The sequence below is a fragment of the Syntrophomonas wolfei subsp. wolfei str. Goettingen G311 genome, assembly GCF_000014725.1.
GTDB lineage: Bacteria > Bacillota > Syntrophomonadia > Syntrophomonadales > Syntrophomonadaceae > Syntrophomonas > Syntrophomonas wolfei.
Genome location: NC_008346.1, coordinates 2,733,498 through 2,759,943, shown reverse-complemented (window position 1 = coordinate 2,759,943; position 26,446 = coordinate 2,733,498). Strand labels below are relative to the sequence as shown.

Annotated in this window: 25 protein-coding genes and 1 pseudogene; 23 read left to right on the top strand and 3 right to left on the bottom strand. The window is 45.4% G+C overall.

Annotation, left to right across the window (positions count from 1 at the left end; genetic code table 11):
- Positions 1-44: 44 nt before the first annotated feature.
- On the bottom strand, positions 45-1,457 hold the full coding sequence (locus tag SWOL_RS12585; protein WP_011641802.1) for an aminotransferase class V-fold PLP-dependent enzyme: 1,413 nt from the start codon (positions 1,455-1,457) through the stop codon (positions 45-47).
- Positions 1,458-1,807: 350 nt separating this feature from the next.
- Between SWOL_RS12585 and SWOL_RS12580 the strand changes: the two genes are divergently transcribed.
- The 4 genes and pseudogenes from SWOL_RS12580 to SWOL_RS12565 all read left to right on the top strand — a co-directional run bounded on the left by SWOL_RS12580 (position 1,808) and on the right by SWOL_RS12565 (position 3,939).
- The gene (locus tag SWOL_RS12580) at positions 1,808-2,059 is read left to right on the top strand and encodes a GIY-YIG nuclease family protein (protein ID WP_011641801.1); all 252 of its coding nucleotides are present in this window, start codon (positions 1,808-1,810) and stop codon (positions 2,057-2,059) included.
- Between the two features lie 196 nt (positions 2,060-2,255).
- Positions 2,256-2,374 (top strand): annotated as a pseudogene (locus tag SWOL_RS15335) (IS256 family transposase); the annotation flags it as partial.
- Positions 2,375-2,620: 246 nt separating this feature from the next.
- Complete coding sequence (locus SWOL_RS12570; protein ID WP_207635298.1) at positions 2,621-2,899, top strand: type II toxin-antitoxin system MqsR family toxin; 279 nt, start codon at positions 2,621-2,623, stop codon at positions 2,897-2,899.
- A 29-nt stretch (positions 2,900-2,928) separates the two neighbouring features.
- The gene (locus SWOL_RS12565; RefSeq protein WP_011641799.1) at positions 2,929-3,939 is read left to right on the top strand and encodes a type II TA system antitoxin MqsA family protein; all 1,011 of its coding nucleotides are present in this window, start codon (positions 2,929-2,931) and stop codon (positions 3,937-3,939) included.
- A 94-nt stretch (positions 3,940-4,033) separates the two neighbouring features.
- Here SWOL_RS12565 and SWOL_RS12560 read toward each other — a convergent pair whose 3' ends face one another.
- A complete protein-coding gene (locus SWOL_RS12560; RefSeq protein ID WP_011641798.1) occupies positions 4,034-4,513 on the bottom strand; it encodes a DsrE/DsrF/DrsH-like family protein in 480 nt (159 codons plus the stop codon).
- Positions 4,514-4,977: 464 nt separating this feature from the next.
- Here SWOL_RS12560 and SWOL_RS12555 point away from each other — a divergent pair, with 464 nt between their 5' ends.
- On the top strand, positions 4,978-6,180 hold the full coding sequence (locus SWOL_RS12555) for an HD-GYP domain-containing protein (protein ID WP_011641797.1): 1,203 nt from the start codon (positions 4,978-4,980) through the stop codon (positions 6,178-6,180).
- A gap of 58 nt (positions 6,181-6,238) precedes the next feature.
- Positions 6,239-7,708 carry a M1 family metallopeptidase gene (locus SWOL_RS12550; protein WP_011641796.1) on the top strand — a complete coding sequence of 490 codons (1,470 nt, stop codon included), beginning with the start codon at positions 6,239-6,241 and terminating at the stop codon, positions 7,706-7,708.
- Positions 7,709-7,792: 84 nt separating this feature from the next.
- Here SWOL_RS12550 and SWOL_RS12545 read toward each other — a convergent pair whose 3' ends face one another.
- The gene (locus SWOL_RS12545; RefSeq protein ID WP_011641795.1) at positions 7,793-8,158 is read right to left on the bottom strand and encodes a hypothetical protein; all 366 of its coding nucleotides are present in this window, start codon (positions 8,156-8,158) and stop codon (positions 7,793-7,795) included.
- Positions 8,159-8,263: 105 nt separating this feature from the next.
- Between SWOL_RS12545 and argS the strand changes: the two genes are divergently transcribed.
- The 17 genes from argS to SWOL_RS12460 all read left to right on the top strand — a co-directional run bounded on the left by argS (position 8,264) and on the right by SWOL_RS12460 (position 26,420).
- A complete protein-coding gene (gene argS, locus SWOL_RS12540; RefSeq protein WP_011641794.1) occupies positions 8,264-9,943 on the top strand; it encodes an arginine--tRNA ligase in 1,680 nt (559 codons plus the stop codon).
- Between the two features lie 13 nt (positions 9,944-9,956).
- Positions 9,957-10,190, top strand: a complete 234-nt coding sequence (gene rpoE / locus SWOL_RS12535) for a DNA-directed RNA polymerase subunit delta (RefSeq protein WP_011641793.1) — start codon at positions 9,957-9,959, stop codon at positions 10,188-10,190.
- A 29-nt stretch (positions 10,191-10,219) separates the two neighbouring features.
- Positions 10,220-10,849, top strand: coding sequence for an MBL fold metallo-hydrolase (locus SWOL_RS12530; RefSeq protein ID WP_011641792.1), 630 nt, complete (start codon positions 10,220-10,222; stop codon positions 10,847-10,849).
- Between the two features lie 57 nt (positions 10,850-10,906).
- The gene (locus tag SWOL_RS12525) at positions 10,907-12,535 is read left to right on the top strand and encodes a CTP synthase (RefSeq protein WP_011641791.1); all 1,629 of its coding nucleotides are present in this window, start codon (positions 10,907-10,909) and stop codon (positions 12,533-12,535) included.
- A 65-nt stretch (positions 12,536-12,600) separates the two neighbouring features.
- Complete coding sequence (locus SWOL_RS12520; protein ID WP_423218529.1) at positions 12,601-13,725, top strand: lipid II:glycine glycyltransferase FemX; 1,125 nt, start codon at positions 12,601-12,603, stop codon at positions 13,723-13,725.
- Positions 13,712-14,911 carry an alanine racemase gene (gene alr, locus SWOL_RS12515; RefSeq protein ID WP_011641789.1) on the top strand — a complete coding sequence of 400 codons (1,200 nt, stop codon included), beginning with the start codon at positions 13,712-13,714 and terminating at the stop codon, positions 14,909-14,911. The genes SWOL_RS12520 and alr overlap by 14 nt, the downstream gene beginning before the upstream one ends.
- Before the next feature lies 1 nt (position 14,912).
- Positions 14,913-15,806 carry a signal peptide peptidase SppA gene (gene sppA, locus SWOL_RS12510; RefSeq protein ID WP_011641788.1) on the top strand — a complete coding sequence of 298 codons (894 nt, stop codon included), beginning with the start codon at positions 14,913-14,915 and terminating at the stop codon, positions 15,804-15,806.
- 325 nt (positions 15,807-16,131) lie between these two features.
- Positions 16,132-16,716 (top strand): Yip1 family protein, encoded by a 585-nt coding sequence (locus tag SWOL_RS12505; protein WP_011641786.1) that lies wholly within the window; start codon positions 16,132-16,134, stop codon positions 16,714-16,716.
- A 187-nt stretch (positions 16,717-16,903) separates the two neighbouring features.
- Positions 16,904-17,290 carry a response regulator gene (locus SWOL_RS12500; protein WP_242649338.1) on the top strand — a complete coding sequence of 129 codons (387 nt, stop codon included), beginning with the start codon at positions 16,904-16,906 and terminating at the stop codon, positions 17,288-17,290.
- A 28-nt stretch (positions 17,291-17,318) separates the two neighbouring features.
- On the top strand, positions 17,319-18,173 hold the full coding sequence (locus SWOL_RS12495) for a class II fructose-1,6-bisphosphate aldolase (RefSeq protein WP_011641784.1): 855 nt from the start codon (positions 17,319-17,321) through the stop codon (positions 18,171-18,173).
- Between the two features lie 75 nt (positions 18,174-18,248).
- Positions 18,249-18,890, top strand: coding sequence for a fructose-6-phosphate aldolase (fsa, locus tag SWOL_RS12490; protein ID WP_011641783.1), 642 nt, complete (start codon positions 18,249-18,251; stop codon positions 18,888-18,890).
- A 106-nt stretch (positions 18,891-18,996) separates the two neighbouring features.
- Positions 18,997-19,983 (top strand): class II fructose-bisphosphatase, encoded by a 987-nt coding sequence (gene glpX / locus SWOL_RS12485; RefSeq protein ID WP_011641782.1) that lies wholly within the window; start codon positions 18,997-18,999, stop codon positions 19,981-19,983.
- Between the two features lie 367 nt (positions 19,984-20,350).
- Positions 20,351-21,628: a transcription termination factor Rho gene (gene rho / locus SWOL_RS12480; protein WP_011641781.1), complete on the top strand. Its 1,278-nt coding sequence runs from the start codon at positions 20,351-20,353 to the stop codon at positions 21,626-21,628.
- Positions 21,629-21,761: 133 nt separating this feature from the next.
- Entirely contained in the window at positions 21,762-23,009 is a 1,248-nt protein-coding gene (locus tag SWOL_RS12475) for an HD-GYP domain-containing protein (RefSeq protein ID WP_011641780.1), read from the top strand.
- Between the two features lie 178 nt (positions 23,010-23,187).
- Positions 23,188-24,039 carry a M23 family metallopeptidase gene (locus tag SWOL_RS13795; protein WP_011641779.1) on the top strand — a complete coding sequence of 284 codons (852 nt, stop codon included), beginning with the start codon at positions 23,188-23,190 and terminating at the stop codon, positions 24,037-24,039.
- 107 nt (positions 24,040-24,146) lie between these two features.
- Positions 24,147-25,403, top strand: coding sequence for a radical SAM family protein (locus SWOL_RS12465; RefSeq protein WP_011641778.1), 1,257 nt, complete (start codon positions 24,147-24,149; stop codon positions 25,401-25,403).
- A 51-nt stretch (positions 25,404-25,454) separates the two neighbouring features.
- Entirely contained in the window at positions 25,455-26,420 is a 966-nt protein-coding gene (locus tag SWOL_RS12460; protein WP_011641777.1) for a 3'-5' exoribonuclease YhaM family protein, read from the top strand.
- Positions 26,421-26,446 lie beyond the last annotated feature (26 nt).

Here is a 26,446-nt window from a genome sequence, read left to right as displayed (position 1 = left end):
AACCAATTAATCCGGTACAGGATTTGCAAGGGGAAATTTTTATGCTATGACCAGCCCGGCAGTATAAACGGCCACAGGGTTTTGGCTTGCCGGGGCCATTGCCGGGGAATATAGGCTCCGAAAGAGGGGGAGAAAAGGTAGTTTTTCTTAAAGTCCGCTTGGTGAGCGATAATTCTTTCCAGCCATTTAAGCAGCCGGTCGATTTCTTCCCGGGTATTATAGGCAGCCAGGCTGATTCGCAGCATTCCCGGCAGAAGCGCTGGTTCTTTACCCTCATAAATAGCGCTAATACTTTCCTCGTTTATTCCCAGGAGATTCCGGACATAGCCCTGTGCACAAAAACAGCCGGTTCTGACCCCTACTCCAGCCTCAAAGCAGAGAATGGAACCCAGCAATGCATGTTCCAATCCTTTAATGTTGAAGCTGATAACTGCCACCCGGGGAAAGGAGCCGTATATTTTAATTCCCGGCAGCTTTTGCAGCCGTTCCCGGGCATAGAGCAGGAGTTCTTCTTCGTAAAGAGCTAATTTTTCTATGCCCATTTTTTGCAGGTATTGCAGGCTGCGAGCCAGGGCGAAGGCGCCAATAACGTTGGGAGAGCCTGCTTCTTCGCGGTCGGGAAGACCTGTCCACCAGACCTTGTTCCGGCTTACCAGGTCAACGTTTCCTCCTCCGGAATATTCCGGTTCCCCCTGTAAAAAGGTTTTCCGTGGGCCAATCAATACCCCGCTGCCAAAAGGGGCATAGATTTTATGGCCGGAAAAAGCCAGGTAATCAATATGGCGCGGGTCGCTCTCTTTCATCATATTAACCGGGTGGTGGGCTACCAGCTGGGCTCCATCCACCAGGATTTCAGCCCGGTACGCGTGAGCCATTTCCGCTATCTGGTGTATGGGGTTTAAATGGCCTGTGACATTAGAAGCTCCACATACAGTCACCAGCCTGACCCGGGGATAATATAATTGCAGTAGTTTTTTCAGATCGCCAAGATCCAATAATCCTTGTTGGTCTACCCGGGCGTACTTAAGCCGGGCCTTGTTACGCCAGGGAAGGTCGTTGGAGTGGTGTTCCATCATGCTGGAGATGACCACATCTCCTGGAGCGAAACGCAAGCGATAGGATAACTTGTTGATGGCTTCGGTGGTGTTTTTTACCATTATTACGCATTGCGAGTCCAAGTCGGCCCCGACGAAATTAGCGATAGTTTCATGGGAATCATCGTAGAACTGTGAAGATAGTAGGGATTTATAACCGGTTCCCCGGTGAACCCCTGAATACCACTGAAGGAAATCCTGCATTTCCTCCACTACCGGTTGGAGGGCCGGGGTACTGGCAGCATTGTCAAAATTGATATAAGGGAGATATTTGCCGCCCAAGGTAGGAACTTTTTGCTCCACCCCCAGAATATCACGGCGAAAGCTTTTGGGCTTGAAGACTTTCTTATTAATAGTAAACACACCCTGTATCCGTTTAATATATACTATGAACAATAGCTGGCTTTTGACACGGGTCTTTTTTTGGGCGGAGGACGGAAGACAGAAGACGGAAATCTCAGGCAAAGTTACTTTGAGTTTAAATAGAAATAACTGACAGTGAACGCCGAGCCATGGGTGGTTAGTAAGAAAAGTGAGGAGTAAGGGGGTTGTTTCCTACTACATCTTACTACTCAAGCGCCTACTAGCTCTCTTTTCATCGGTGGTTGTGGCCCCTGGCCATGGGGGGTTAGTAAAAAAAGTGGGGGATAAGGGATAAGTAGTGCAGGTTTCAGAGGAGTCTGATTTTTCAAATTGTAGAGGGGGAAGGTTTCTTGAGTGGGGAGGAAGGTTATTACATATATATTCTCAGTTGTTCCGATGGTACTTTATATACCGGCTCAACCAATAACCTGTTGGCTCGCCTGGAAAAGCACAACCAGGGGGAAGGGGCCAGGTATACGCGCGGGCGCAGACCGGTGACCCTGGTTTACTCCGAATTTGCAGCCAGCAAATCAGACGCATTAAAGCGGGAAAGGCAGATTAAAAAGATGACTCGTGCTGCCAAGCTTGCTCTTATAAAGTAAATATGATATCACGGGGATCAGACCGCAGCAGTTTATATGGTGTTGCTTTCTCTATCTTACTTACCACATTTCAAAACATTGCAAGTGGTTGTTTGGAGACTAAATTGAATGACTTAACTAATGCTATTGATGCCATGTTTCCTATGAATACTCAGGAATGGTATTAATGAGATATATCAGTAACTTGAAAAACAAACCGGATAATTTCTTTTACGGCATTGTGTTCGAAACCCGTAAAAACAGCCAATTATGAACAAGTGCGTATATTCGGTTTTGGGTATTAATATGAACGGCCAGAAGAATATTTTAGGTGTTACAGCCAACATAGAGGGTATCAAAACTAACCGGCGGGGAATAATAGTATCAAAAGATACTTTTTTCTTGAAGAAGGTTTTCTGCCGTGTTAATATAAGGTTAGATGGGGTGGCAACATGGCGGATGGGGAGGTTCGAGGTTGAAAGTCAGAAAGAGATTCTTTCATGACGTGGCAACATGGCGGATGGGGAGGTTCGTCCCAGATCAGAAGTTATTTCCTACCTTCAAGATATTCACGCAAAACTTATGCTTGACAAGATAAACAACCTTATTATATGGCCCAGAGCAGACCGCAAGAATGAACGGTGCATGGAAGAGTTAGGGTTAAGGCATAATGATGTCGCTGATATTTTACAATCCTTGGATGAGAAGCATTACCATGAAACTGTACCGGATTTTGATTTCCCTGGAGAACGGCTTTGGGTTTTCCTATATCAGTATTATGAGCATGTATTGTATATCAAGATTAAACTTCGGGCCAGAGTGATTTGTGTATCATTTCATGGAAATGAGTATGAAGATTAGGCAGGAAGCATTAAGGAGGTAACCTGGATATGAATAAGGTTTATTGCTACCTGTGTGACCAAAGCAGCGAAGTGACCGTTAAAAAAGAAGAGGAAATCCATACTATTAAGGGGACACCGGTAAAATGTGAAGTTGAAAATGCCTACTGTGGGCAATGTGGCTCCAAGGTTTATATCCCTGCCCTGAACGATGCCAACCTGGACCGTATGGACCATACTTACCGCCGGCAGAATGGAATTATCACAGTTCAAGAGATTGAGGAAATTCTAAGGCAGTATAACATTGGCGCCAAACCTCTGGCGGCTATGCTGGGATGGGGTGAAGTTACTATCCTGCGTTATTTGAAGGGGCAGATTCCTGATCGTGCCCATAGCAATACTTTGTTAAGCCTGAAGGCTCCGTATGTCTTTTCCCGTTATTTTAAACAAAAGCAGGAAAGGCTGACCCCGGTAGCTCGTACCAAGGTGTTACGCGCCATGGAAGGATTAAATACCAAACTTATCGGCGGGAAAGATGAGTTGTATGAACGCTCACAGCGGTTAAGTCAGGCTTACCATATGCAGCCTGACATATATAATGGTTTTGTTCCTTTTAACCTGGAAAAAATGGTACAGGTTATTTTATTTTTCTTAAAATCCGGGGATCCTGTTTACGAAACCGGGATGAACAAATTGCTATGGTATGTTGATATGCTTTGCTATAAGCGAAGTCAGCGGCAGGCACTAACCGGCTTATGTTATAAACATAATATCTATGGGCCAGTTCCCCTCTGGTATAGTTATTTATATGGTAGTTTGGATGATGTTTACATTACCCTGGTTGAAGATAAATACGGAACCCAAATCGGCGCCCTGGCTGATTTTTCTACTGATGTTTTTTCAGATGATGAATTAGATGTACTGGAGACAGTGGCAAATAATTTTAAGGGTTGGAGTGCAAAAAAGATTTCGCAGTATTCTCACCAGGAAACTGCCTATCGGCAAACGACTAATGGCCAGTTTATTTCATTTGAATATGCCCGAGATTTGTCCTTAAGTTAAAGAAGTGCTGCAGAAATGGGAAACTTTTTGCTAAGTAATACAGCAGGTACCCCTTTTCCTCCGCGTCATGCGTCCTCTGTAGAGCCTTTTAACCTCAGATAAATAGCTGCAGGTCGGACTCAAGAGCGTTTTTCAAGTATTCTTTGACATCCATTATTTGCACTTCCGGGAAAAGCTCCTCCTTTTTAAAACCCATAATTTCTACTGATAACTGGCAGGCATAGAACTTTACTTCTTTTTTGCGGGCGCCGGACAGGAGGTCGCTTAGTTTTGGGGCCTTTTCTTCCTTCATCATTTCCAGCAGCATCTTTTTTCCTATCCCTCCCAGGTTCATTTTGGATAGAGGGAGTTCTTCTGCTTCCCGGGGAGTCAGAGAGGAGAAGGCTTGCTCATAGAGGCTTTTATCTTCCTGGGATGCTTTTTCTGGATCGCGTAAGAGTAACAAACCCCAGAAGGCACAGAAGATAGTTACCTCTATCTCCATTTCCCGGGCGGCATTGGCAATAATCAAGGAAGCCAGAGCCTTATCATAGTCTCCGCTGAATAGAAGCAGGTTCATTTTTTTATTTTCCATACGTTATTCCTCCAAGCTTATTTAGCATTATTTTGGCCAACTCGCTTCGAATTATTAAGGAAGGATGATATAGTAGCTTAGCATAAACCGCATGCTGCTTATCGGGGAAAAGTGAGGAGTGAGGGGTGAGGAAATTAGGTTATTTCCTACTATACATTACTGTTCAAGAGCCTGCTAACTACTTTTCATTAGTGGTTGTGGCCCCCGGGCATGGGCGGTCAAGAGGGAAAGTGGGCTGTGAGAGGTTAATATAGCAGGTGCATCTCACCGTTCAAGCATATTCGGATTCACTTTATCATCAGGGATTAATTATTTAGGTTCCCCCGCCTTGTTGCAGCGGTGTGTTGAAACTGCTTAAGCAGTTTCTTCCGTGTTTAAAGCACAAATATTTTTTAAAGGTAGGAAAAAGATATGTGTATAGAGAAAAACTAAGGTAGCGATTGCTCGAGAAAGAGAGGTATGCTATGAACTCCAAAAAAATGGTTTTAATTGGGCTAGTTCTTACTGCTTTCTTTTCATCGCTGGCTGTTTTTGAGCTAATACCTGGCTTGCTTATGGCTTTCTTGCTTTTATCTGTTGGAATTGCTGTCACCTATTATTTTGCTCTAAGCCGAATGAGATTGGAAAGCTTGGCGGGTATCAGCATTTTGCTCAAGGCTGCTAAAGAGATAGGGAAGGAGAGCAAGGCTCCAGAAATCAGCCGGCAGTTGGGTTTGTGGGCCCAAAGATTGGTAAAATCTGAAGCGGTCCTGGTCTGGTGGCAGGGGGAATGGGCGTTTGGTGATGAGGAATTCACGGCCTGGCCCGGACTGGAAACGGCCCGGGAGTGGGTTAAGAACAATAATGAAGTTTTGGTTCTTAATCAAAATGGGGGGGAGATTTTTTCCCATCCCTGGCCCAGCAATATAAACTCATTATTAGGCTTGCCTTTGATGGTCGCCGGTGAAGCAGCCGGGATACTATTCTTGCTTAATGAAAGTAAGCGTGGGTATTTTGTCCCCCAGGATAGTGAAGCTCTGGAAGTAATCTGCCAGCAGGCAGCGGCAGCTCTGAACAAAGCCAGAGATTATCAAGAGGTGGAATATTTTTATAAGGAGATCTTGTTTTCTATGCTAAATGCCCTTGATTCGCGTTTTCCTGGTTTTACCGGGCACTCCCAGCGGGTGGCCCGAGTGGCGGTACTTCTGGGTAGCAAACTAGGTTTGGATGAAGAAGAGTTGCGTATTCTTGAATATGCTGCCCTCTTGCATGATGCTGGTAAAGTGTTTTTCTTGCAGGAAGGGCTTCCTGGAGAAGCGGGGGAATTGGAGGAAATGGATAAGGAGCTTTCTGTATTGCCGATGGAAGAACATCCGCCGCTGGGGGCTCAAATTCTGCCTGATGAAGGTGTTTTTGCCAGGATATGCCAAGGGATTCTTTATCATCATGAGCGCTATGATGGCAGCGGCTACCCTGAAGGCTTGAGCCGTACGGATATACCCCTGGCGGCCCGAATAATTGCCGTGGCTGATCTCTATGATGCTTTAACCCGGCTTGCCCCCGAAGAAGAAAGACTGGAGCCGGAATTTGCCATAAAAGAAATGAAAAAAACTATGGGTATGCTCTTGGACCCCCTGGTGGTAATTGTTTTGGAGGAAGTGGAGCGGGAACTCGATGAAATAACTTAAGGGTTTTCCTTTTACCCAAGCCAAATGTAAAATTAATGATGGATTAGGTGGGAGCATTTTGCCGTTACGGAAAAGAAAATTATTCTTTATAATCGTAATAGCAGTTTTTTTAGCGGGCTGTCTTATTTATATACGTATGGGATCGCAGTCTTTAATTGAGACGATGGCAACGGGTACTAAGGACAATGAGAATGAGCTGGTTTTTCCAGCTCCCAGCCAGACACTTTATAAAATGGGACTTTATCTGGATACCAGTAGGCGAACTATGTATGGAAATACGGTTTTACTAACCCGGAATACTTCCGGCCAGGCCCTGAGCGAACTATGGTTTACCGTCTATCCCAATGCCTTTAAGGAGCCCCGGTTCAGCCCTGCTCCATCTGAGGCTTATTATGCCGGATTCAATGAAGGCCACCTTGATTTCCAGGAATTCAAGGTTAATGGGCAAAAGGTGGAATACTTTCCGGACGGGGTATCACTACAGGTGGTGCTGCCCCGGGATATTGTTCCCGGGGAGGATATAAAGATTGAGATGCAATGGCAGGCCCAGGTACCCAAATTGGCCTATCGTTATGGTAATAAGGGCGGAATCTATATGTTGGGTAATTTTTATCCCACCTTGAATGTCCTGGGCAGGGATGGCTGGCATAATTCCTACAATTCCGCTTTTGGAGATCCCTTTTGCTTCCATTGTGCTGATTACCAGGTAAGCTTGAGCCTGCCGGAAGGTTTCTTAATGGTATCAACAGGAATTAAGCGGGAAACAATAGCAGAAGATAATGGCAGAGAAGTTCATTTTATTGAAGCCCATAATGTCCGTGACTTTTGCTTGGCGGTACTGTATGATTACAACGAGTCAATTTATGGGCAAAATCGACCCCAAATTATTTGTTATTCTCCGGCCAAACAAAGTGAACTATCCGGGCAGATTCTTAAACAATCGGCCCAGATTCTGAACTATTATGCTTGTAGCTGGGGATCCTATCCCTATCCGGATTTCAAAATTGTTTTCGTTCCTATGCGCGGTTTTCATGGCATGGAATATTCCGGGTTAATCTTTTTGAGTGAAGAATTTTTGCAACCCAGAACTTATAAAGATCATGGTGAGTTTATTCTGGCTCACGAAATAGCTCACCAATGGTGGTATGGGATGGTAGGCAATGATCAGTTAAAGGAGCCCTGGTTGGACGAAGGATTGGCCAACTGGAGCGCCTATAAGTACCTGAAAGAATATCAGGGGATTGAACCACCCTGCGGCAATGAATTCCAGAACGGGATTAACCTGGCGCAGGAAATGAGGGATATTGTTTCCCGGCAGGAATACTACCGGATGGCCTACTCAGGAGGAGAGGCTTTCTGGTTTGCTTTAGAGAAAGAAATGGGAGAAGATACGGTTAACAAGGTTTTACGCAGATACCTGGCTGATTTTCGCTTTAAAGTGGCCAGTACCGAGGATTTGCTGCTGGTTATTAAAAAGGAGGCCCGCCGGGATATGAGCGATTATTTCCACAAATGGTTTCAGGATTAAACATCTTCTCCCCACTTCCGCAAAGTGAGGAGAAGAAAAAGCTAAGAGTTTTCACCAGGCAAGCTGGATAAAATTGCCTGTTTATTAGACCTGGGCATCATGTTGCTTGAGTACTTGTAAAGCATCCGGGACTCCTTCTTCATTGGTTACCATAGTAAGGAGAAAAGCGCTTTGGCCAGGAAGGTCATGACTCCCTGCCATGCCGCTTACTGAAGGGTCAGCCGCCATGAGTGGCGAAGGAACACGATCATAAGCGCCGTTACCCATAATCATAGTAGCCAGAGAAGTCATATTATTATTACCATATGCTTTAGAATTGGGGGCACTGGATACCCGGTCAATCTGGATTTCATTATAACCCTTTTGTATTAGAATCTCCCGGGCTGCTTCGGCCTTGCTTTCAGTAGGGAAATAGGCCAGAATAGACTTTTCGCCTGGTTCAAGCTGCATAATCTTACCTCCTTTCTGGAGTATTTTAATTTAAGAATTTCTATTAGTATTTTTGGCGTCCTGATAGAGAATATAGGTGGAAAAATCAAGATGAGGAGGGCATAAATGAATCCCATACAAAAAGTCCTGGCTTCTTTGCACAGCATGGTGATAGAAGCATTGGAAAAGGCTAAATCCAGGGATTTAATAAAATTTGACCAAATTCCGGAATTTCTTATCGAAGTTCCCCGGGAAAAGGAACATGGTGATTTTGCCTGTAATGTCGCTCTTTTAATGGCGCGTCAGGCCAGGCAGGCTCCTCGCGCCATTGCCGAAGTGCTGGTGGAATTGATGGAAGCGAGCGGGCGTCCGGTGGAGAAGATTGAAATCGCCGGAGCCGGCTTTATCAACTTTTTTCTGGATCGGAGCTGGCTTTATGAAATCCCTTTAATGGTATATAAGAGCAAGGATAAATATGGATTCAATGGAGAAAAAGCCAAAAAGGTGCAAGTGGAATTTGTCAGCGCTAATCCTACTGGTAATCTACATATGGGAAATGCACGGGGTGGTGCTATCGGAGATACCCTGGCCAATATCCTGGAACGGGCCGGTTATGAGGTGGAGCGGGAATTCTATATTAATGATGCCGGCAATCAGATAGAAATATTCACTGATTCCATGGAGGCCCGCTACCTGCAGTTAACGGGACATGATGTGCAGTTCCCGGAAAACGGCTACGCCGGGCGGGATCTTATCGATACGGTCAGGAATATTATTGCTCGTTACGGCGAGGGCTTATATGATTTACCCCGGGAGGAAAGGCGGCAGATAATAGTTGATTTTGCTCTGGAGGAGAAGATAGATTATATCCAGAAAACCCTGGCCAGCTTTGGCATCAATTATGATGTATGGTTCAGTGAAAAAAGCCTGCATGAAAACGGTAAGATAATGGCGGTTTTTAATGATTTGCGGGATAAGGGTTATATTTATGAAAGCGAAGGAGCTTGGTGGTTTAAATCCACTGCTTTTGGCGATGAGAAGGATGAAGTGGTTTTACGGGCCAATGGAATGCCTACTTATTTTATGGCCGATATTGCTTATCATCAGAACAAGTTTGAACGGGGTTTTGACTGGGTTATAAATGTTTGGGGGGCTGACCACCATGGGCATGTTGCCCGCATGAAAGGGGCTATAGAAGCTCTGGGCTACGACCCGGCCAGGCTGGACATACTCTTGATGCAACTGGTCAGATTATACCGGGGCGGTAATATAGTACGGATGTCCAAACGGACCGGAACCACCGTTTCCCTGGATGAGTTGATTGAGGATGTGGGCAAGGATGCCGCCCGCTTCTTTTTTGTTATGCGCAGCCCGGACAGCCATTTGGATTTTGACCTGGAATTGGCCCGGCAGAAGAGCCAGGAAAACCCGGTATATTATGTACAATATGCTCATGCCCGAATCTGCAGTATATTCAGACAAGCCCGGGCCGAGGGTATTACCATGGCGGAGATAAATGAAATTGATATTTCCTGCTTAAAGGAAGAGGAAGAACTAGCTATATTAAGGAAAATAGCGGATTTCCCCGAAGAAATCTCTATAGCCGCCAGAACCCTTGCTCCCCATCGGATAGCCCGTTATGTATTGGATTTAGCCGCGTTATTCCACAGTTTCTACAATCACCACCGGGTTTTGAATGATAACCGGGCTTTGCAGGATGCCCGGCTTTTGTTAATGGAGATAACCCGCATTACCATACATAATGCGCTGGATGTACTGGGGGTTGCTGCTCCCGAACAAATGTAGGAGGTATGCCAAGATGATGCCAAGAAAAAAGAGCGAAGCTGACTGGGCGGTGGAAATACTGGTCAAAAAGCAAGAAGCTATGTTTTATGCAGATCTGATCCAAGAAGTAGCCAGGATGATGGGGAAAAAAGATGACCCTGCCAGCTTGACTTCAATTTATACCCGGATAAATATGGACAATCGCCTGGTATACCAGGGACAGGGTTACTGGTATTATGATACCAACCGGGTACGGCAGGACGCTTGAGATGCTTTGGGAAAAGGAGGGATAGCTTTATGAAAATAAGGTGGTTGGGACATGCCTCTTTTTTAATTGAAACCGGGAAAGAACGGATAATAACCGACCCTTTTGATGAAAGGGCCGGCTATGCTGTTTTTACGGAGACGGTGGATATTGCTACCGTAAGTCATGAACACTGGGATCATAACGCGGTTGGGATTCTCGCCGGAAAGCCTCAAGTTATCCGGGGAGAAGGAGAATTCTGCCTGGGAGGAATAACTATTACGGGTTTTTCCTCCTTCCATGACCAGACCCGGGGTCGAGACCGGGGTAAAAACACCATATACAAAATATCGGCAGAAGGTATGGAACTGCTTCACCTGGGGGATTTAGGCCATATTCTTTCTCCCCGGGAAATCGAGGCCATAGGGCAGGTGGATATTTTGCTGCTTCCGGTGGGTGGTACTTATACCATTGATGCCAGGCAGGCTTTAGAAACCATGCAGCAACTGAATCCCAGGATTACCATACCGATGCATTACCAAACCCCGCATGTTAAAATAAGCCTGGCACCATTGGAGGCCTTTACCGGTCACTTGGAACGGGTGGTAAAACGGCCCTTCCTGGAGATTACACGGGAAGAGTTACCGGAAGAACCCCTGGTGGTAGTATTGGATTACTTGTAGCAGCAGTTTAACTATGAGCGCGATAATGGGCAAAGCAGAAAAGGGAGGGGCTCTGGAGTGACCAAGTATATATTTATTACCGGTGGGGTGGTTTCTTCTCTGGGGAAGGGTATTACTGCCGCATCTTTGGGCCGGCTCTTAAAAGGCCGGGGTCTGAAGGTGGCATTACAGAAATTCGATCCGTATATCAATGTCGATCCAGGTACCATGAGTCCTTACCAGCACGGCGAGGTTTATGTCACTGAAGATGGTGCGGAAACTGACCTGGATGTAGGTCACTATGAGCGATTTATAGATGAAAACTTGAGCCACTATGCCAACTGCACTACCGGCAGAATATACCAGACAGTTCTGGACAAAGAAAGAAGAGGAGATTATCTGGGGCAGACGGTACAGGTTATTCCTCATATAACCAATGAGATAAAAGACCGGGTTACCATGATTGAGAAAGAAAACAGCCCGGATATAGTAATAAGCGAAATTGGAGGCACTGTGGGAGATATTGAATCCCTCCCGTTTCTAGAGGCCATTCGCCAATTGAAGTTCGATCTGGGCAAGGATAGAGTACTGTACATACATGTTACTCTTATCCCCTATATAGAGGCGGCCGGCGAATTGAAGACCAAACCCACCCAGCACAGTGTAAAGGAACTCAGGAGCATAGGCATACAGCCGGACATTTTAGTTTGCCGAACGCAAAAGGAACTTTCTGAGGATTTGAAGGCCAAACTAGCCTTGTTCTGTGATGTGGATCGTGAAGCCGTGGTTCAGCTGCCGGATGCCGAATCTATTTATGAGGTTCCCTTAATGTTGGCTCGGGAGAAATTGGATTTGGAGATAATAAGGCGCCTGGGATTGGAATGTAAACAAGCCGATCTTAAAGAATGGAAAGAATTGGCAAGTCGGGTCCATCGCCTGGACAAGGAGATATGCATTGGACTGGTAGGCAAATATGTTGAACTCCCCGATGCCTATCTGAGCATTGTGGAATCCCTGAAACATGCGGGATTCCAATATAACTGTGAAATCAAGATTAAATGGATATATGCCGAGAAAGTGGAAAAAGAAGGAGCAGAAGAGCTTCTGCAAAATGTCGATGGAATTTTGATCCCCGGAGGTTTTGGTGAAAGAGGTATAGAAGGGAAGATAGCTACTGCTGCATATGCCCGGGAAAACCGGGTGCCTTTTTTAGGCATATGCCTGGGTATGCAGTGTGCGATAATTGAGTTTGCTCGTAATGTATGCCAGATGAAAGGAGCCAATAGCTCTGAATTTGACCCCGACAGTCCTTACCCGGTAGTACACTTGATGCCCGGTCAGGAGAATGTTGCTAATAAAGGTGCCAGCATGCGCTTGGGGGGTTATCCCTGTCGCCTGGTGGAAGGAACCCTTGCTTATGGGGTATACGGGGTTTCTGAAACCAGTGAGCGTCACCGGCATCGCTATGAGATAAATAACGAATACCGGAAGGAAATGGAAAGTAAAGGTCTGGTGATAAGCGGAATCTCACCTGATGGACAGCTGATAGAAATAATCGAGCTAAAAGAGCACCCCTGGTTTGTGGCTTGCCAGTTTCATCCTGAATTCAAATCCCGTCCCAACCGTCCACACCCCTTGTTTATGGGCCTGATTAAGGGGGCATTGGATTATAAGGAGGAGCCGGATACCGCTAGCCGGGAAGGATAATACTAGTTAAACAATGGTTAAACAATCACTAAACTGCCGTTCCGTCTCCTGACGCCTGACGACCGATGACTTTTCTTAAGGGAGATATTATGTTTACTACCAGAATCATCGATATAAAAGAAAAAGACCGTTATAAGCGATTTGTGGATTCCCACCCCAAGGGGCATTTTCTACAATTATGGGAATGGGGCCAGGTAAAAAAAGGAACTGGGTGGGAGCCCTTGCCCCTGGTATTGGAGCAAGATGGTGAAATTAGAGCATCTTTGTTGATTTTAAAAAGAAAACTACCTCTACCCGGGCTGAAAAAATGCATTTTTTATTCACCTCGGGGTCCGGTAGCCGATCTGGAGAATGAAGAGCAAATAACGGCCCTTTTTAACGGAGCCGCCCGGGTGGCCAGAGATGAAGGAGCTATTTTTCTAAAAATCGATCCCGATGTTTCCTGCCACAACCAGCATTTCCAGGAAATATTGCAAAGAGCCGGGTTTAAAAAGAACGAAACCGGTTTGAATTTTGAAGGGGTTCAACCTAATTTTGTTTTTCGCCTGGATATCACCCCGTCCGAAATAAAACTATTGGAAAACATGCATAGCAAGTGGAGATATAATATCAGACTGGCGGGAAGAAAAGGGGTCAAGGTAAGAAAAGCCGAGAGCAAAGAAGACATGCGGCTATTTTATGAACTGCTTCAGGAAACGGCTCAAAGGGATAAGTTCTTGATTCGGGGTTATGAATATTTCGAGTGGATATGGGAATACATGGTGGAAAAAAAGCTGGCCTGCGTATTTTTGGCAGAATACCAGGGAAGGTTGGTAGCTGCTACCCTGGCTTTGATTAGCGCCGGTAAAGTATGGTATCTTTATGGGGCTTCCAGCAACCTGCATCGCAATATTATGCCCAACTATCTGATCCAATGGGAGATGATACAGTGGGCGCGCCAGCAAGGTTGTTCCATCTATGATTTCCGGGGGGTTTCGGGAGACCTGGATGAAGATAACCCTCTTTATGGTTTATATCGCTTTAAAAAAGGTTTCAATGGTGATTTAGTTGAATTTGTTGGAGAATGGGATAAAGTGTATTCTCCGCTTTTCTACTGGCTCTGGACCAAGGTCTTGCCTGTTTACCTCAAGCTGAATCGCGCGCTGTTGCGGAGCAGGAAAGGACAGGAGATATCTGGTGAAGCAACTTAAGCATGATAAGTGGTTGGAGATTGATATTGATGCAGTCAAGCAAAACCTGGAGGGGGTTAAATCTCTTCTGGATAGCAGTGTGCACCTGCTGGTGGTGCTAAAGGCCAATGCTTATGGTCATGGGGCAGTTAATATGGCCCGTTTCCTGTATCAGAATGGGGTGGACTTCTTTGCGGTAAGCTTTTTATCGGAAGCCTTGGAATTGAGAAAGGCAGGAATACGCTCCAGTATCCTGGTTTTTAGCCCGGTGGTGGATGAAGAACAGGTTAAGGAAGCGATTAAAAACCATATTACCCTCTCCATAAGTTCTTTATTTGACAGCCAGTTGCTGAATCAGGTCAGCGAGCGCCTAAACCAGCCCTTGAGAGTGCACCTGAAGGTGGATAGCGGGTTGGGACGATTTGGTTTCACTAATATTGAAGAAATTAGCACAGCATGCCAGTCATTAAAGGAGAATAGCTGCATATATATTGAAGGAATATACACCCATATGGCCGATGCGGCATCAGGGAACCCCGCTTATACGGAAGAGCAGTTCCGCCGTTTTATGGAAATAGTAAATAAACTGGTTAAGGCTGGTTATAAGATTCCGCTGCGGCACTGTGCCAATAGCGCCGTTTTTCTAAAATATCCCCATATGCATCTGGATGCCGTGCGTATCGGCACCCTTATTTCGGGGCAGTACCCGGTTGGAGATTTGCCCCGCCCAGTGGAATTAATCGACCCTTTTCGCTTTAAATGCAAGATTATTTCCTTAAAAAGCCTGAAAGCCGGAGATTATCTGGGTTATTCCCGCAGCTATTGCTTGAAAGAGGATGCGCAGATAGCGGTGATTCCTGTGGGTTATATGGATGGACTGGGGCTAAATGTCGGCAATAAAGCCGAGGGCTTCATTGATTTATTGAAAATTTTGCTTAAAAACATTTTCTTTTATTATGATTTAGGTCGTTTTAAGTTGCAGGTGAAAATCCGGGATAGTTTATATCCCGTAAGAGGAAAGGTTTTTATGCAGATGGCTATGATTGAAATCCCGGCTGGCTTGGATCTGAGCATCGGGGATGAGGTTGAAATCCCGGTAAGAAAAACCCTGGCAGCCCGAGATTTGGTGAGAATTTATACTAAAGCCGGAGAAGCAGTAAAAATAGGGAATCAAGACGGTACTTCCTATATAGTTGAGGGGGACTAAAATGCATAAAAAACTGGTGGTTTTTCTTCTGCTAATATTTCTTTTGCTTATGGCCGGCCTGTCCATTAGGGCTGTAAACCGATTGGACCATGGTTCAACGCGCGAGGGGACAGCTACCATTGCTGTTGTCCAGATTAACGGTCCCATCAGCGGGGTTTCCAGCTGGCTGGAAAACAGTAGTTCTACCGCCGGCGATATTATGGAGGCCATTAGAAAGGCGGGCAAGCGCGAGGATATTAAAGCAGTAGTTGTGAGGATTGATAGTCCCGGCGGTAGTGCCGGGGCTTCACAGGAAATAGCCATGGAACTGGAACGCTTGCGGGAGAAGGGCAAACCGGTAGTTACTTCCATGGGAGATGTTTGTGCTTCCGGGGGCTACTGGATAGCCTGCAGCACTGATCATATAGTAGCCAACGGTGCCAGCTTGACCGGCAGTATTGGCGTTATTATGCAGCTCAGTAACCTGGAAGGACTATATGGAAAACTGGGTATCAGAAACCAGACTATCAAGAGTGGTGAGCATAAAGACATGGGCTCTACCTCGCGAGAACTGAGTGCGGAAGAGGAAAAAATTCTTCAGGACTTGGTGGATGATTCTTACCAGCAATTTTTGGAACAGGTGCAAAAAGGCCGCCAGGAAAAGATTGCCGCGGATAAACTGTTGGAGATTGCTGATGGGAGGATATTCACCGGCAAGCAAGCTTTGGAACTAGGGCTGGTAGACAGCTTGGGCAATTATTATGACGCGGTGCGACAAGCGGAGAAAATGGCAGGAATCAAGGGCGAAAGCAAGTTGGAAGTGATTAATGCCTTTAGCTGGTGGGAGCGCCTTAAACTAGACATGTTTAACCCCAACCTCTTCCAGCAGGGAGGATTTGCGGAATTAAAATACTGATGTGGTTACAAAAAGTCATAATTATTTTGCTTGTATAAATATAGCCGTTCAGCAACCTTAAAAGCGACCGTAGGGAGCATCAGTTGTGCCCGACAGGGAGCTTCGCATGGGCAATACCTGCGGCTTGTCTCACGGCTCAAGGGGTACCGCGCTAATCTCCCGTCCATGGGAGGCAACCTTAATAGTGACATCCGAAGGATGGAACATCAGGAGTACCCGCAGGCTCTGCATCCATGCTTAGCCAACGCTCGCTTGTATATTTATACAATCCTTATGCAACAAAAAGAGTTTATGCAGTGGAGTCAATATTGAGGGGGGAGCGCTTTTGACTTTAACGGAAATGCTTTACGGTATCCTATTTCAACCAGTTTCGACCCTGCAATACCTAAGCCGGGAAAAACCATTATCCCGGGCTATGCTGGTATTTGTATCGGTGCTGCTTTTTAATGCGTTGGTAAACCAGGCCATATCCCTGGCCAATATTGAAGAACTCCCCTTTTCATTGCCGATCAATCTGCTCTGGATATTTGGCCTTATGGGGGTAATTTTTTCCGTTCTGCTTCTTTTCCTGATGGCGGGTTTCTTTTCTCTTTTGAGCGAAGTTTTTTTCGGGCGCGCAAATGCCAGTGGATTGCTGGTTTGTTTGGGGTTTGCTTCAGTTCCCGGCATACTGGGACCGCCTTTGCAGTATGCTGCTATCCTAATAAAGCTGCCAGCCGGTGTAGTGCTTTTTCCTTTGATCAGCATAGTGTGGGTAATGATATTACAGGTAATGGCTCTGCGGGAATCATTGAAACTGGATACGGGTAAAGCAATCCTTTTGTATATATTTCCATTGCTATTAGTTTTCTTCTTATTGGCGATAATAGCGGCATCCTTTATCTCCGGCTTCCCCTTTGCGGAGTTATAACGAGGTGAAATATTTACTCGCTTTTTTATGTGGACGGGTTCCTATTAACAAAACACAGGCGGCGGCAGGTTCTAATCCCCCACCTCGTTGCAGCGCTGTGTTGAACTGCTCCGCAGTTTCTTTTGATGCTCAAAAAATTACCCCAAACAGGGAGGATATTTTATACAAGTGAAGAAATAGATGGTATATGTGGGGTGAGATGATGAAGCGAAGAATAATGATAGTGGACGATCAAAAAGGAGTAAGGCGCCTGTTGGAAGAGCTCTTTAAAAGAGAGGGCTGGGAGGTTTATGCTGCTGCGGACGGAAAGGAAGCTATTGAAAAAGTGGGTCAATTTCAACCATCTATCCTCCTGATAGACATGAAAATGCCCAATATGAATGGACTGGAAGCTTCCCAAAAAATACTGGAGAAGCACCAGGAACTGGCTATAATAATGATGACGGCCTATGGGGAGATGGAAGTAGTAAAAAGGGCTCTGGAGTCAGGGGTCAGAAAGTGTATAACCAAGCCTTTTGATATTCTTTATTTGAGAGATGAAGTTAACCGAATAGTTGCGGAAGAGGTATCATAAACAGGAAGATTTGAAAGAGGTGATATCGGTGGCATTAGTGTCAGTAAGCAAATTATTATTCCAAGCAGACAGAGGAGGCTATGCGGTTGGGGCTTTTAATGCCAATAACATGGAAATCGTACAGGCCATAATTAGAGCGGCAGAACTGGAGAGATCTCCGGTTATTATGCAGGCCAGCCAGGGGGCTATAAACTATGCCGGGCTGGAGTTCATAAGCGGGATGGTAAAGATTGCTGCAGAATCCAGTTCGGTACCGGTGGCCTTACATCTAGACCACGGTACTGATTTTGAGCAGGTGGTAAAGTGTATTCGCAGCGGTTTTTCCTCGGTGATGTATGATGGTTCCAAACTTCCCCTGGAAGAAAATATAGCTATGACTAAAAAAGTTTTGGATATAGCTAGACCTATAGAAGTATCAGTGGAGGCGGAGCTGGGAAAGATAGGGGGAACTGAGGACGACATTCATGTGAGTGAGAAGGAAGCCCTGTATACCGATCCCGAAGAAGCCAGATATTTTGTGGAACAGACCGGGGTGGAAAGCCTGGCTATCGCTATAGGTACAGCTCATGGGCAGTATAAAGGAGAGCCCCGGCTCGATTTTGAGCGCTTGGCCCAAATCAAGTCCCTGGTAAAAATACCCATAGTCCTCCACGGCTCTTCCGGGGTGCCGGACGAATCACTTAGAAAGGCTATAAAACTTGGAGTATGCAAGGTGAATATTGATACCAATATCAGAGAAGCTTTGGTCTGGACCATGCGAAAAGTTATGGCGGAGAACCCGGCAGAAATTGATCCCCGGAAAATTCTGGGGCCGGCCCGCGATGCCGCAGTGGAGATAATCAGGGAAAAGATCAGGGTATTCGGTAGCTCAGGCCAGGCATAGGCGGTTCTGGTTGCATAAATATACAAGCAATGCGCTGACATATTGGCCCAATCTAAATCAGAAAGGAGGATGTTTTTGCGGATTTTTATTGATTCTGCTAACATTGAAGAGATAAAAGAGATAAACGGCATGGGTTTTCTGGCGGGAGTAACCACCAATCCCAGTCTGGTAGCTAAAGAAAAAAAAGACTACAAAGGGTTGATCCGGGAGATATCCATGCTGGTGGATGGACCGATAAGTGCGGAAGTAATAGCGCTTGATTATCAGGCTATGGTACAAGAGGGAGAAGAATTAGCATCTATTCATCCCAATGTGGTGATTAAAATACCCCTTTGCGAAGAGGGACTGAAAGCAATCCATGCCCTCAAGCAAAAAGGTATTGCTACCAATGCCACCTTGGTATTTTCCGCTAACCAGGCTCTATTGGCAGCCAGAGCCGGAGCTAGCTATGTCAGTCCTTTTATTGGCCGGGTCGATGATACCGGAAACGATGGGCTTACATTATTGGATGATATTGTCCAGATTTTTGACCAGTATATGGTGGAAACCGAGGTGATTGCGGCCAGCATCCGGCATCCTATGCATGTTGTGGCATCCGCCAAAATTGGTTCCAATATAGCCACCATACCCTACCAGGTAATCAAACAGATGGTAAAGCATCCACTTTCTGATGCAGGTATAGAGAAATTTATGAGCGATTGGAAAAAGGCTTTCTAAAGAGGATTTTTCTGGGGTTTTGTGAATATGGTTCAGTTGCTCAGGACTATTATTAAAATTTTTGGGGTGCATTGCCAAAGGGGAAATAAAACGAGGAGGGTTTTTCTTGGAGAGGGAATTGGCTCTGGAGTTTGCCCGGGTTACAGAGGCTGCAGCTCTGGCCGCTGCACGATGGGTCGGTAAAGGAGATAAAGAGGCAGCAGATGACGCAGCCGTAACTGCTATGAGAGTCATGTTCGATACGGTATCGGTTGATGGCGTAGTGGTTATCGGGGAAGGAGAAATGGATGAAGCCCCCATGCTCTATATCGGGGAAAAAGTAGGTATTGGTGTTCCTCCCCTGGTAGATATTGCGGTAGACCCCCTTGAAGGTACTAACATTGTGGCCAAGGGTCTTACTGGTGCCATTGCCGTACTGGCTATTGGACCTCGGGGAACCCTTCTTCATGCACCGGACATGTATATGGATAAAATTGCTGTGGGTCCGGAATGTAAAGGCCGGGTACATTTGGATGCATCCATAAAAGAAAACCTCTGGGAAGTAGCCCGGGGTTTGGATAAACTGATAAGTGAAGTTACTGTAGTGGTTTTAGAGCGTGAGCGGCACCAGCATATAATTGAAGAAGTAAGGCGGGTAGGGGCGCGTATCAAGTTGATTACTGACGGGGATGTATCTCCAGCGGTGGCGGCGGCGTATCCCGAATCCGGGGTAGATATAGTATTGGGTATCGGTGGTGCTCCCGAAGGGGTCATTACCGCCGCAGCCTTGAAGTGTTTGGGAGGCGATTTTCAAGCCCGCCTCTATCCGGAGGATGAGAATGAAATTGCCCGCTGTCATAAGATGGGTATAAACGACATTAATAAGATTTTTACCATAGATGAAATGGTTCAGTCAGAGGACGTAATATTTGCTGCCACGGGTATTACTGATTCATTTCTATTAAAAGGGGTACGTTATTTTAAACGGCGGGCGGTTACCCAGACGCTAGTAATGAGAAGTCAATCCGGAACAATAAGGCATATAGAAGCTAATCATCACCTGGATAAGAAACCTTTATTTAAAGATCAGCGTATACAGTTAAAGATGGACTAGGACTGAATCTAAGATATTGCTTTGTAATCTAAGTGATGCCCGGTGGGCACATTAGCAATTCTTAAGGTCTTTCCGGTCAAATAAAATTCCAGTAGCAAAATTACTAGTTTTTTCAGGATAATAATGATTAAACAGCATTAATACTGGTATAATAAATATAGGATTTCACTTTAGGAAGTTCACTGGCAGTTCTATTCCCACATGCTAGCCTTCAAAAAAAGAGCATTCAAGGAAGTATAGTTTAGTGCCTGTTAAAATTTAACAATCTCCAATTACATCGCAGTATACAGAAGTATCTTTACTTCGGTTGTCGGCTTACTTAGAAATTTATCATTATGAAAAGGATTATTAGATAAGGAGGTAAAAATTGAATATCTCAGAGCTAGAGAACAAAACCATGCTGGAGCTATACCAGGTTGCCAGAGATTTAAACCTGGCAGGTTATTCCAAGCTCCGCAAAAAGGAACTGGTTTTCGAAATAACCAAAGCCCTAACCCATGCTGACCAATTGCTTCAGGCCCAGGGAGTACTGGAAATCATGCCAGATGGATATGGATTTTTAAGGCCATTCGCTTATCTGCCCAGCCAGGAGGACATCTATGTATCTCCGTCTCAAATCAGAAAGTTTGAATTAAAAACGGGGGATCGGGTCGGGGGACAGGTAAGATCGCCCAAGGATAATGAAAGATTCTTTGCTCTTTTAAAAGTGGAAGATGTTAATGGATTTTCTCCGGAAGAGTCAGTAAAGAGGATACATTTTGATGCCCTAACCCCTCTCTATCCTACGGAGAAACTAACCCTGGAGACCGTGCCTCACGAGCTACCCACCCGTATAATTGACCTGGTGGCCCCCATCGGCAAAGGCCAAAGAGGCCTGATAGTAGCACCACCCAAGGCAGGAAAGACCATTCTTTTACAAAAAATTGCTCAGGGGATAAGTGCGAATTATCCGGATATTGAGCTTATAATCCTGCTGGTGGATGAAAGACCGGAAGAAGTTACCGACATGCAGCGTTCCACTAAGGCTGAAGTGGTAGCCTCAACCTTTGACGAACCTCCGGAAAACCATGTTAAAGTCACCGACATGGTTTTAGAGAGGGCCAAAAGATTGGTAGAACATAAAAAAGATGTGGTTATTCTGATGGATAGTGTTACGCGTATGGCCCGGGCTCATAACCTGGTGGTGCCACCGAGCGGCAGGACTCTATCCGGAGGGATAGATCCAGCATCCTTGGACAAACCTAAGCGCTTCTTCGGTGCGGCTCGCAATATTGAGGAAGGTGGAAGCCTTACAATTATCGCTACCGCTTTGATTGAAACCGGGTCTCGTATGGATGAAGTCATTTTTGAAGAATTTAAGGGTAGGGGTAATATGGAACTGGTATTGGATCGTAAATTATCCGAGCGCAGAATATTCCCCGCCATTGATCTTAAACGTTCTGGAACCAGGAAAGAAGAATTGCTGTTGAATAATGAGGAAATGGAACTAACCTGGAATCTCCGCAACGCCTTTAGTGATTATAATCAGATAGAGAGTATGCAGCTAATGATTGATACTATGAAAAAAACCAGATCCAACAAGGATCTCTTACGCGCCGCCCCGCTGGTATTTGGCCGCAAAGAACATGCCAGAAGCGCCTATTAAAATATATCATAGGGACGGATCTATCCCCTTCTGACGACTAATCAGCTTGCGGCCATGGGGGGAACAAAAAAGTGAGCAGTAAAGAGTGGCAAATGTTATACTAATCACAAGAATTCCTTACAGGTGTTAAATTATGGGTATAAAACTATCAACTCCAGTAGAGTATAATCTTGTCAGTTTGTTACTGAGTTTGTCTCGCAGTCTGGATTTTTCAAATGTTGGCATAATGGACCATCATAAAAAAGTGGCATTTATAGCCCTTAACCTGGGAAGAAAAGCAGGTATATCCGACCAGCAGCTCATGGAACTGTTCAAGGCTGCTATTATACATGATATTGGTGCTGTAAATCACCGGGATAAAGTTGTACTTCAGAAATTTGATGTAGAAAGTCCTTGGTGTCACTGCGTAAAAGGCCGTAATTTTGTCGCTGGGATACCGGACCTGGATTCTACTCAACTAAGCATTTACTGTCATCATGATAGTTGGGTGGGAAAAAATCAATCTGGTCTGAACGGAACCAATATTCCCCTTAACAGCCGTATTATACATCTAGCGGATCGGGTGGATGTATTAATTAATCACGAACGCTACATACTGGAACAAAACAGTGAAATCCTGCAAAGAATAGGTCGACTTTCCGGGAAGGTTTTTGACCCGGAGTTATTTGATATCCTGATGGAACTGGGGAAACAGGAAAGCTTCTGGTTGGATCTGGTTTCACCCTGGATAGAGGAATGTATGTTGGAAATCATTCCGGAAAACCTGGTAAGTGTCGAGCGAGATAATCTTATGACGGTTGCTCGCCTTTTTGCCAGGGTAGTTGATGATAGAAGCAGTTTCACTTATCGCCATTCACTCTATGTTAGCCAGGTTTGCCGGGTTCTGGCCAATAAGGCGGGGTTATCCAAAGACGAGTGTTATTTATTGGAGATTGCCGGATTATTGCATGATCTTGGCAAAATGGCAGTACCCGAGGATATTATTGAAAAACCAGGTAAGCTTACGGCCCACGAATACGATATTATCAAACAACATAGTTATTATACCTACTGGTTGCTCAATCCGGTTTTACCCGGTCAAGAGGTAGCTGCTTGGGCGGCTTATCACCATGAGCGATTGGACGCTAAGGGTTATCCTTTCAAAAAAACCGCCAATGAGCTTGATTTGCCGACCCGCATAGTGGCTGTGGCTGATGTTTTTACGGCATTGCGAGAGGATCGCCCTTATCGCCCAGGTCTCAGTTATACAGAAATTAAAGCTGCAATGGACCAGGAAATAGTTTCTGGAGTCTTGGATAAGGAAGTGGTGGCAATGCTTTACGATTGCCAACAAGAACTGGATGAAATTTGGTCTAATCTAAGTCTTTTGGGGGTTCAATAAGTCCTGTCGTATCACCTCTGTGGACTGCTTATCAGCAGCCAATCCCAACTTTCAAAATAGGGTAAACATGCAGTAAGCGCCTATTAATCTAAAAAATGAATAATCCTCTTTAATAAGGTTAAGAATAAGGGTCAACAGGCCCTTATTTTTTCTTTTTGGAAATGAGGTGAAAATTCCAGTGAAAAGGATTTGGGTTTCACTGCTCTTGAGTACCTGTATGCTCATGTCCACGGTAAATATGTCTGGGGCCAGCATTAGCGAGGGGAGATATACTCCCTGTTTAAAAAACCAGACTCCCAACGGGGTCAGCCAGGAAATTACCTATCGTATTCAGAAAGGCGATACTCTATGGTCTATTGCCCGCCATTATGGGGTGAAGATGGAAACCCTCATGATGATTAACCGTCTGGATGAGAATAGTATTTTAACGGTGGGAAAGAACTTGCAAATACCTGGGACTAATGCCCGCGTGCATATTGTTAAGAGTGGTGAAACCTTTTGGCAGATTGCCAGCAGCTACGGGATTGGGCTGGACGAATTGCAGCGGCTCAATAGCGACAAACCAGCTAATAAACTACAGGTCGGTGATCGGCTGAGTCTCCCGGCAAGAGCACGACCAATTGCTTTGACCAACACTTCTTCGCGGGGGCTTACCCGGGGAAGCGGCTTATTTGGCTGGCCTATTATGGGTACCATTACCTCAGCTTATGGATGGCGTAAATCCGGGTTTCATCATGGCCTGGACATAGCTGGAAAGGTGGGTGATCCTATCCGGGCGGCCTCCGATGCTAGTGTTGAGCATGCGGGTTACCAACCCATATATGGACAAACAATTATCCTGAAGCATGAAAACGGCAAAAAGACGGTTTATGCTCACCTGGAAAAGATTTATGTAAAAAAGGGGCAAGAAGTAAAGCAGGGTAAGATAATAGGTACTGTTGGCACCAGCGGTAGGACAACCGGGCCGCATCTGCATTTTGAAATCAGGGTAGGCGATGAAACCATCAATCCCCTGCAATTACTTAGATAAGTATACTTAAAGCTCCCTTAGAGGGGGCTTTTTTTATTCCTTGATTTGAGGTACGCTGGTAATATCAAAAAGTGTTGTCCCTGCCAAAGTAATATATGGGGGTTAATATGTATCTTAGTCTATATGCCAATGAAAAGGGAGAGGTTTTGGATCATCCCAACATACTCATGCTGGGGCGCAGTGGTAATGAATGGTTGCTACCAGAGGCTGGTGAAATGATGCCTTTACCCCGGGGGTCGTCATTGGTAAGAATACCGGGAAACATCCCGGTAGGTTTGGACATGAAAGAGCGGTTAGCGTATTTTGAATATGACCCGCTGGTATCCGGACAGCGGGCTTATGCCGTGGCAGCCCTTCTTCCCCAGGGTTTCACCCGTACCCTCCTGCCAGCTTGTGTGGGTAGTTCCGGGGAAGCCCTTCTACCCCTTCTGGGTTATGCTGCAGTAGGGCTGAAAGAAGGAAAAATCTATGTCGCGGCTGTGCAAAGTGATGAACACCGCAAATGGCATCCCCATTATTATAATACGGAAAGACTACCGGCAAAGATAAACCGAATGCTGAAAAAATATCCCGGTAACATGATATTACACCAATTAGCTCGCTGTTCCCTGGAATATGGCTGTTTTACCGCCCAGAATATTTTCTACCAACGCTGGGAGGGTGGTATTCCAAGCATGAAAGCCTGTAATGCCGCCTGCATCGCTTGTATATCCGAAGACCATTGTGGCACCGCATCGCCGCAAAACCGTCTGGACTTTGCCCCTACGGTGCAAGAGATTGTTGAAGTAGCCAGTGAGCATCTTTTGAGGGCGCGGGATGCTATCATTAGTTTTGGACAGGGATGTGAAGGTGAGCCGGCCTTAAATGGGAAAAGGTTATCCCAGGCCATCCGCCGGATACGGGATCTTTGTGCACAGGGAACTATCAACATGAATACCAATGCCGGCTATTGTGAAGGGGTTAAGTTGATGACTGATGCCGGAATGGATTCTATGCGGGTTACTATTTTTTCAGCTATAGAAGAAAACTACATGACTTATCATTGCCCGCAGGACTACAGCTTGGCTGATGTAGAATACTCTATAACCTATGCTCGGGAACATGGGGTGAAAATATCTTTAAACCTTTTAACCTTTCCTGGATTTACTGATCGTATGGAAGAAGTCGAAGCCTTACTGGAATTTGTCCGTAAAAACCAGGTGGATATGATTCAATTCCGTAACTTAAATATAGATCCCGAATTTCTAATGCGGATCTTTCCAGGAAAGAGTCCGGTTTTAGGTATAAGCAATTTTGTTAAACTACTAGAAAGTGAACTTCCCGGAGTAAGAATAGGATCATATACTCATCCGGTCCATCGTTAGTTATAGGGGATTAGGAGTAAGAATCAGGGGGCAAGAGGGAGGAAAAAGGGATTGGAAAAGAAAGGACCATATACGGTTAGGGAATTGAAAAATTTATCCCCAGGTACCCAGTTCTGGGGGAAATATCTAATACTAGGCAAAAACCTTAGAAAAACCAGAGACGGACGAGAGATAATAGACCTGAGAATAGGCGATTCTACTGGTGAAATATATTCTATCGTATGGGAAAGTTGCACAGTTAATGGCCAGTTAGAAGCCGGGGTGGTAATTGGCTTATTAGGAGATATAGGAACATACAACCAGCGACTACAGGTAACCGCAAAGAGAATAAAGATACTGGAGGAGGAAGCAGGGCCATATTTAAAAAAGCCGCAAGCTAGCCTGGAAGAGTTGATAGGTATGTTTGAACAAATGTTGCAATCCATCGCTGATCCCTACTTAAAGGAATTATTACAGCGGGTATTTAATCCGGAGACTCGCACGAGATTTTTCCAGGCCCCGGCAGCCAAAAAGATTCATCACAATTATTATGGCGGTCTGCTGGAGCATTCTTTGTCAGTGGCAGGCTTATGTAACAAAGTGGCCGATACTTACCCGGATATTAATAGAGATCTCTTACTCAGCGGAGCATTGATGCACGATATTGGGAAGCTAGCGGAATATGAGATGGACGTTGCCCCTAACTATACCCCGGAGGGCAGGTTACTGGGACATATAGTCCTGGGTAGTGAACTGGTGGCCGATAAAATCAAAGACATGAAAAAAGAAGGCATAGAATTCCCGCAGGAATTGGAATGGATGCTCAAGCACTTGCTGGTCAGTCATCATGGCAGCCTGGAATTTGGTTCCCCGGTGCTTCCCTTATTTACGGAAGCTTATATTCTCTATGCCATGGATAACCTGGATGCCAGAATCTATGTATTCCAGAATAAAATTGAAGAAGATGACGGTGATGATAAGTATTTTAGTAAATATGACAGCTTCTATGGGCAGCATTTCTTTACCTACCGTTATTAGGATAAGGGGATATACCTGGCTTCGCA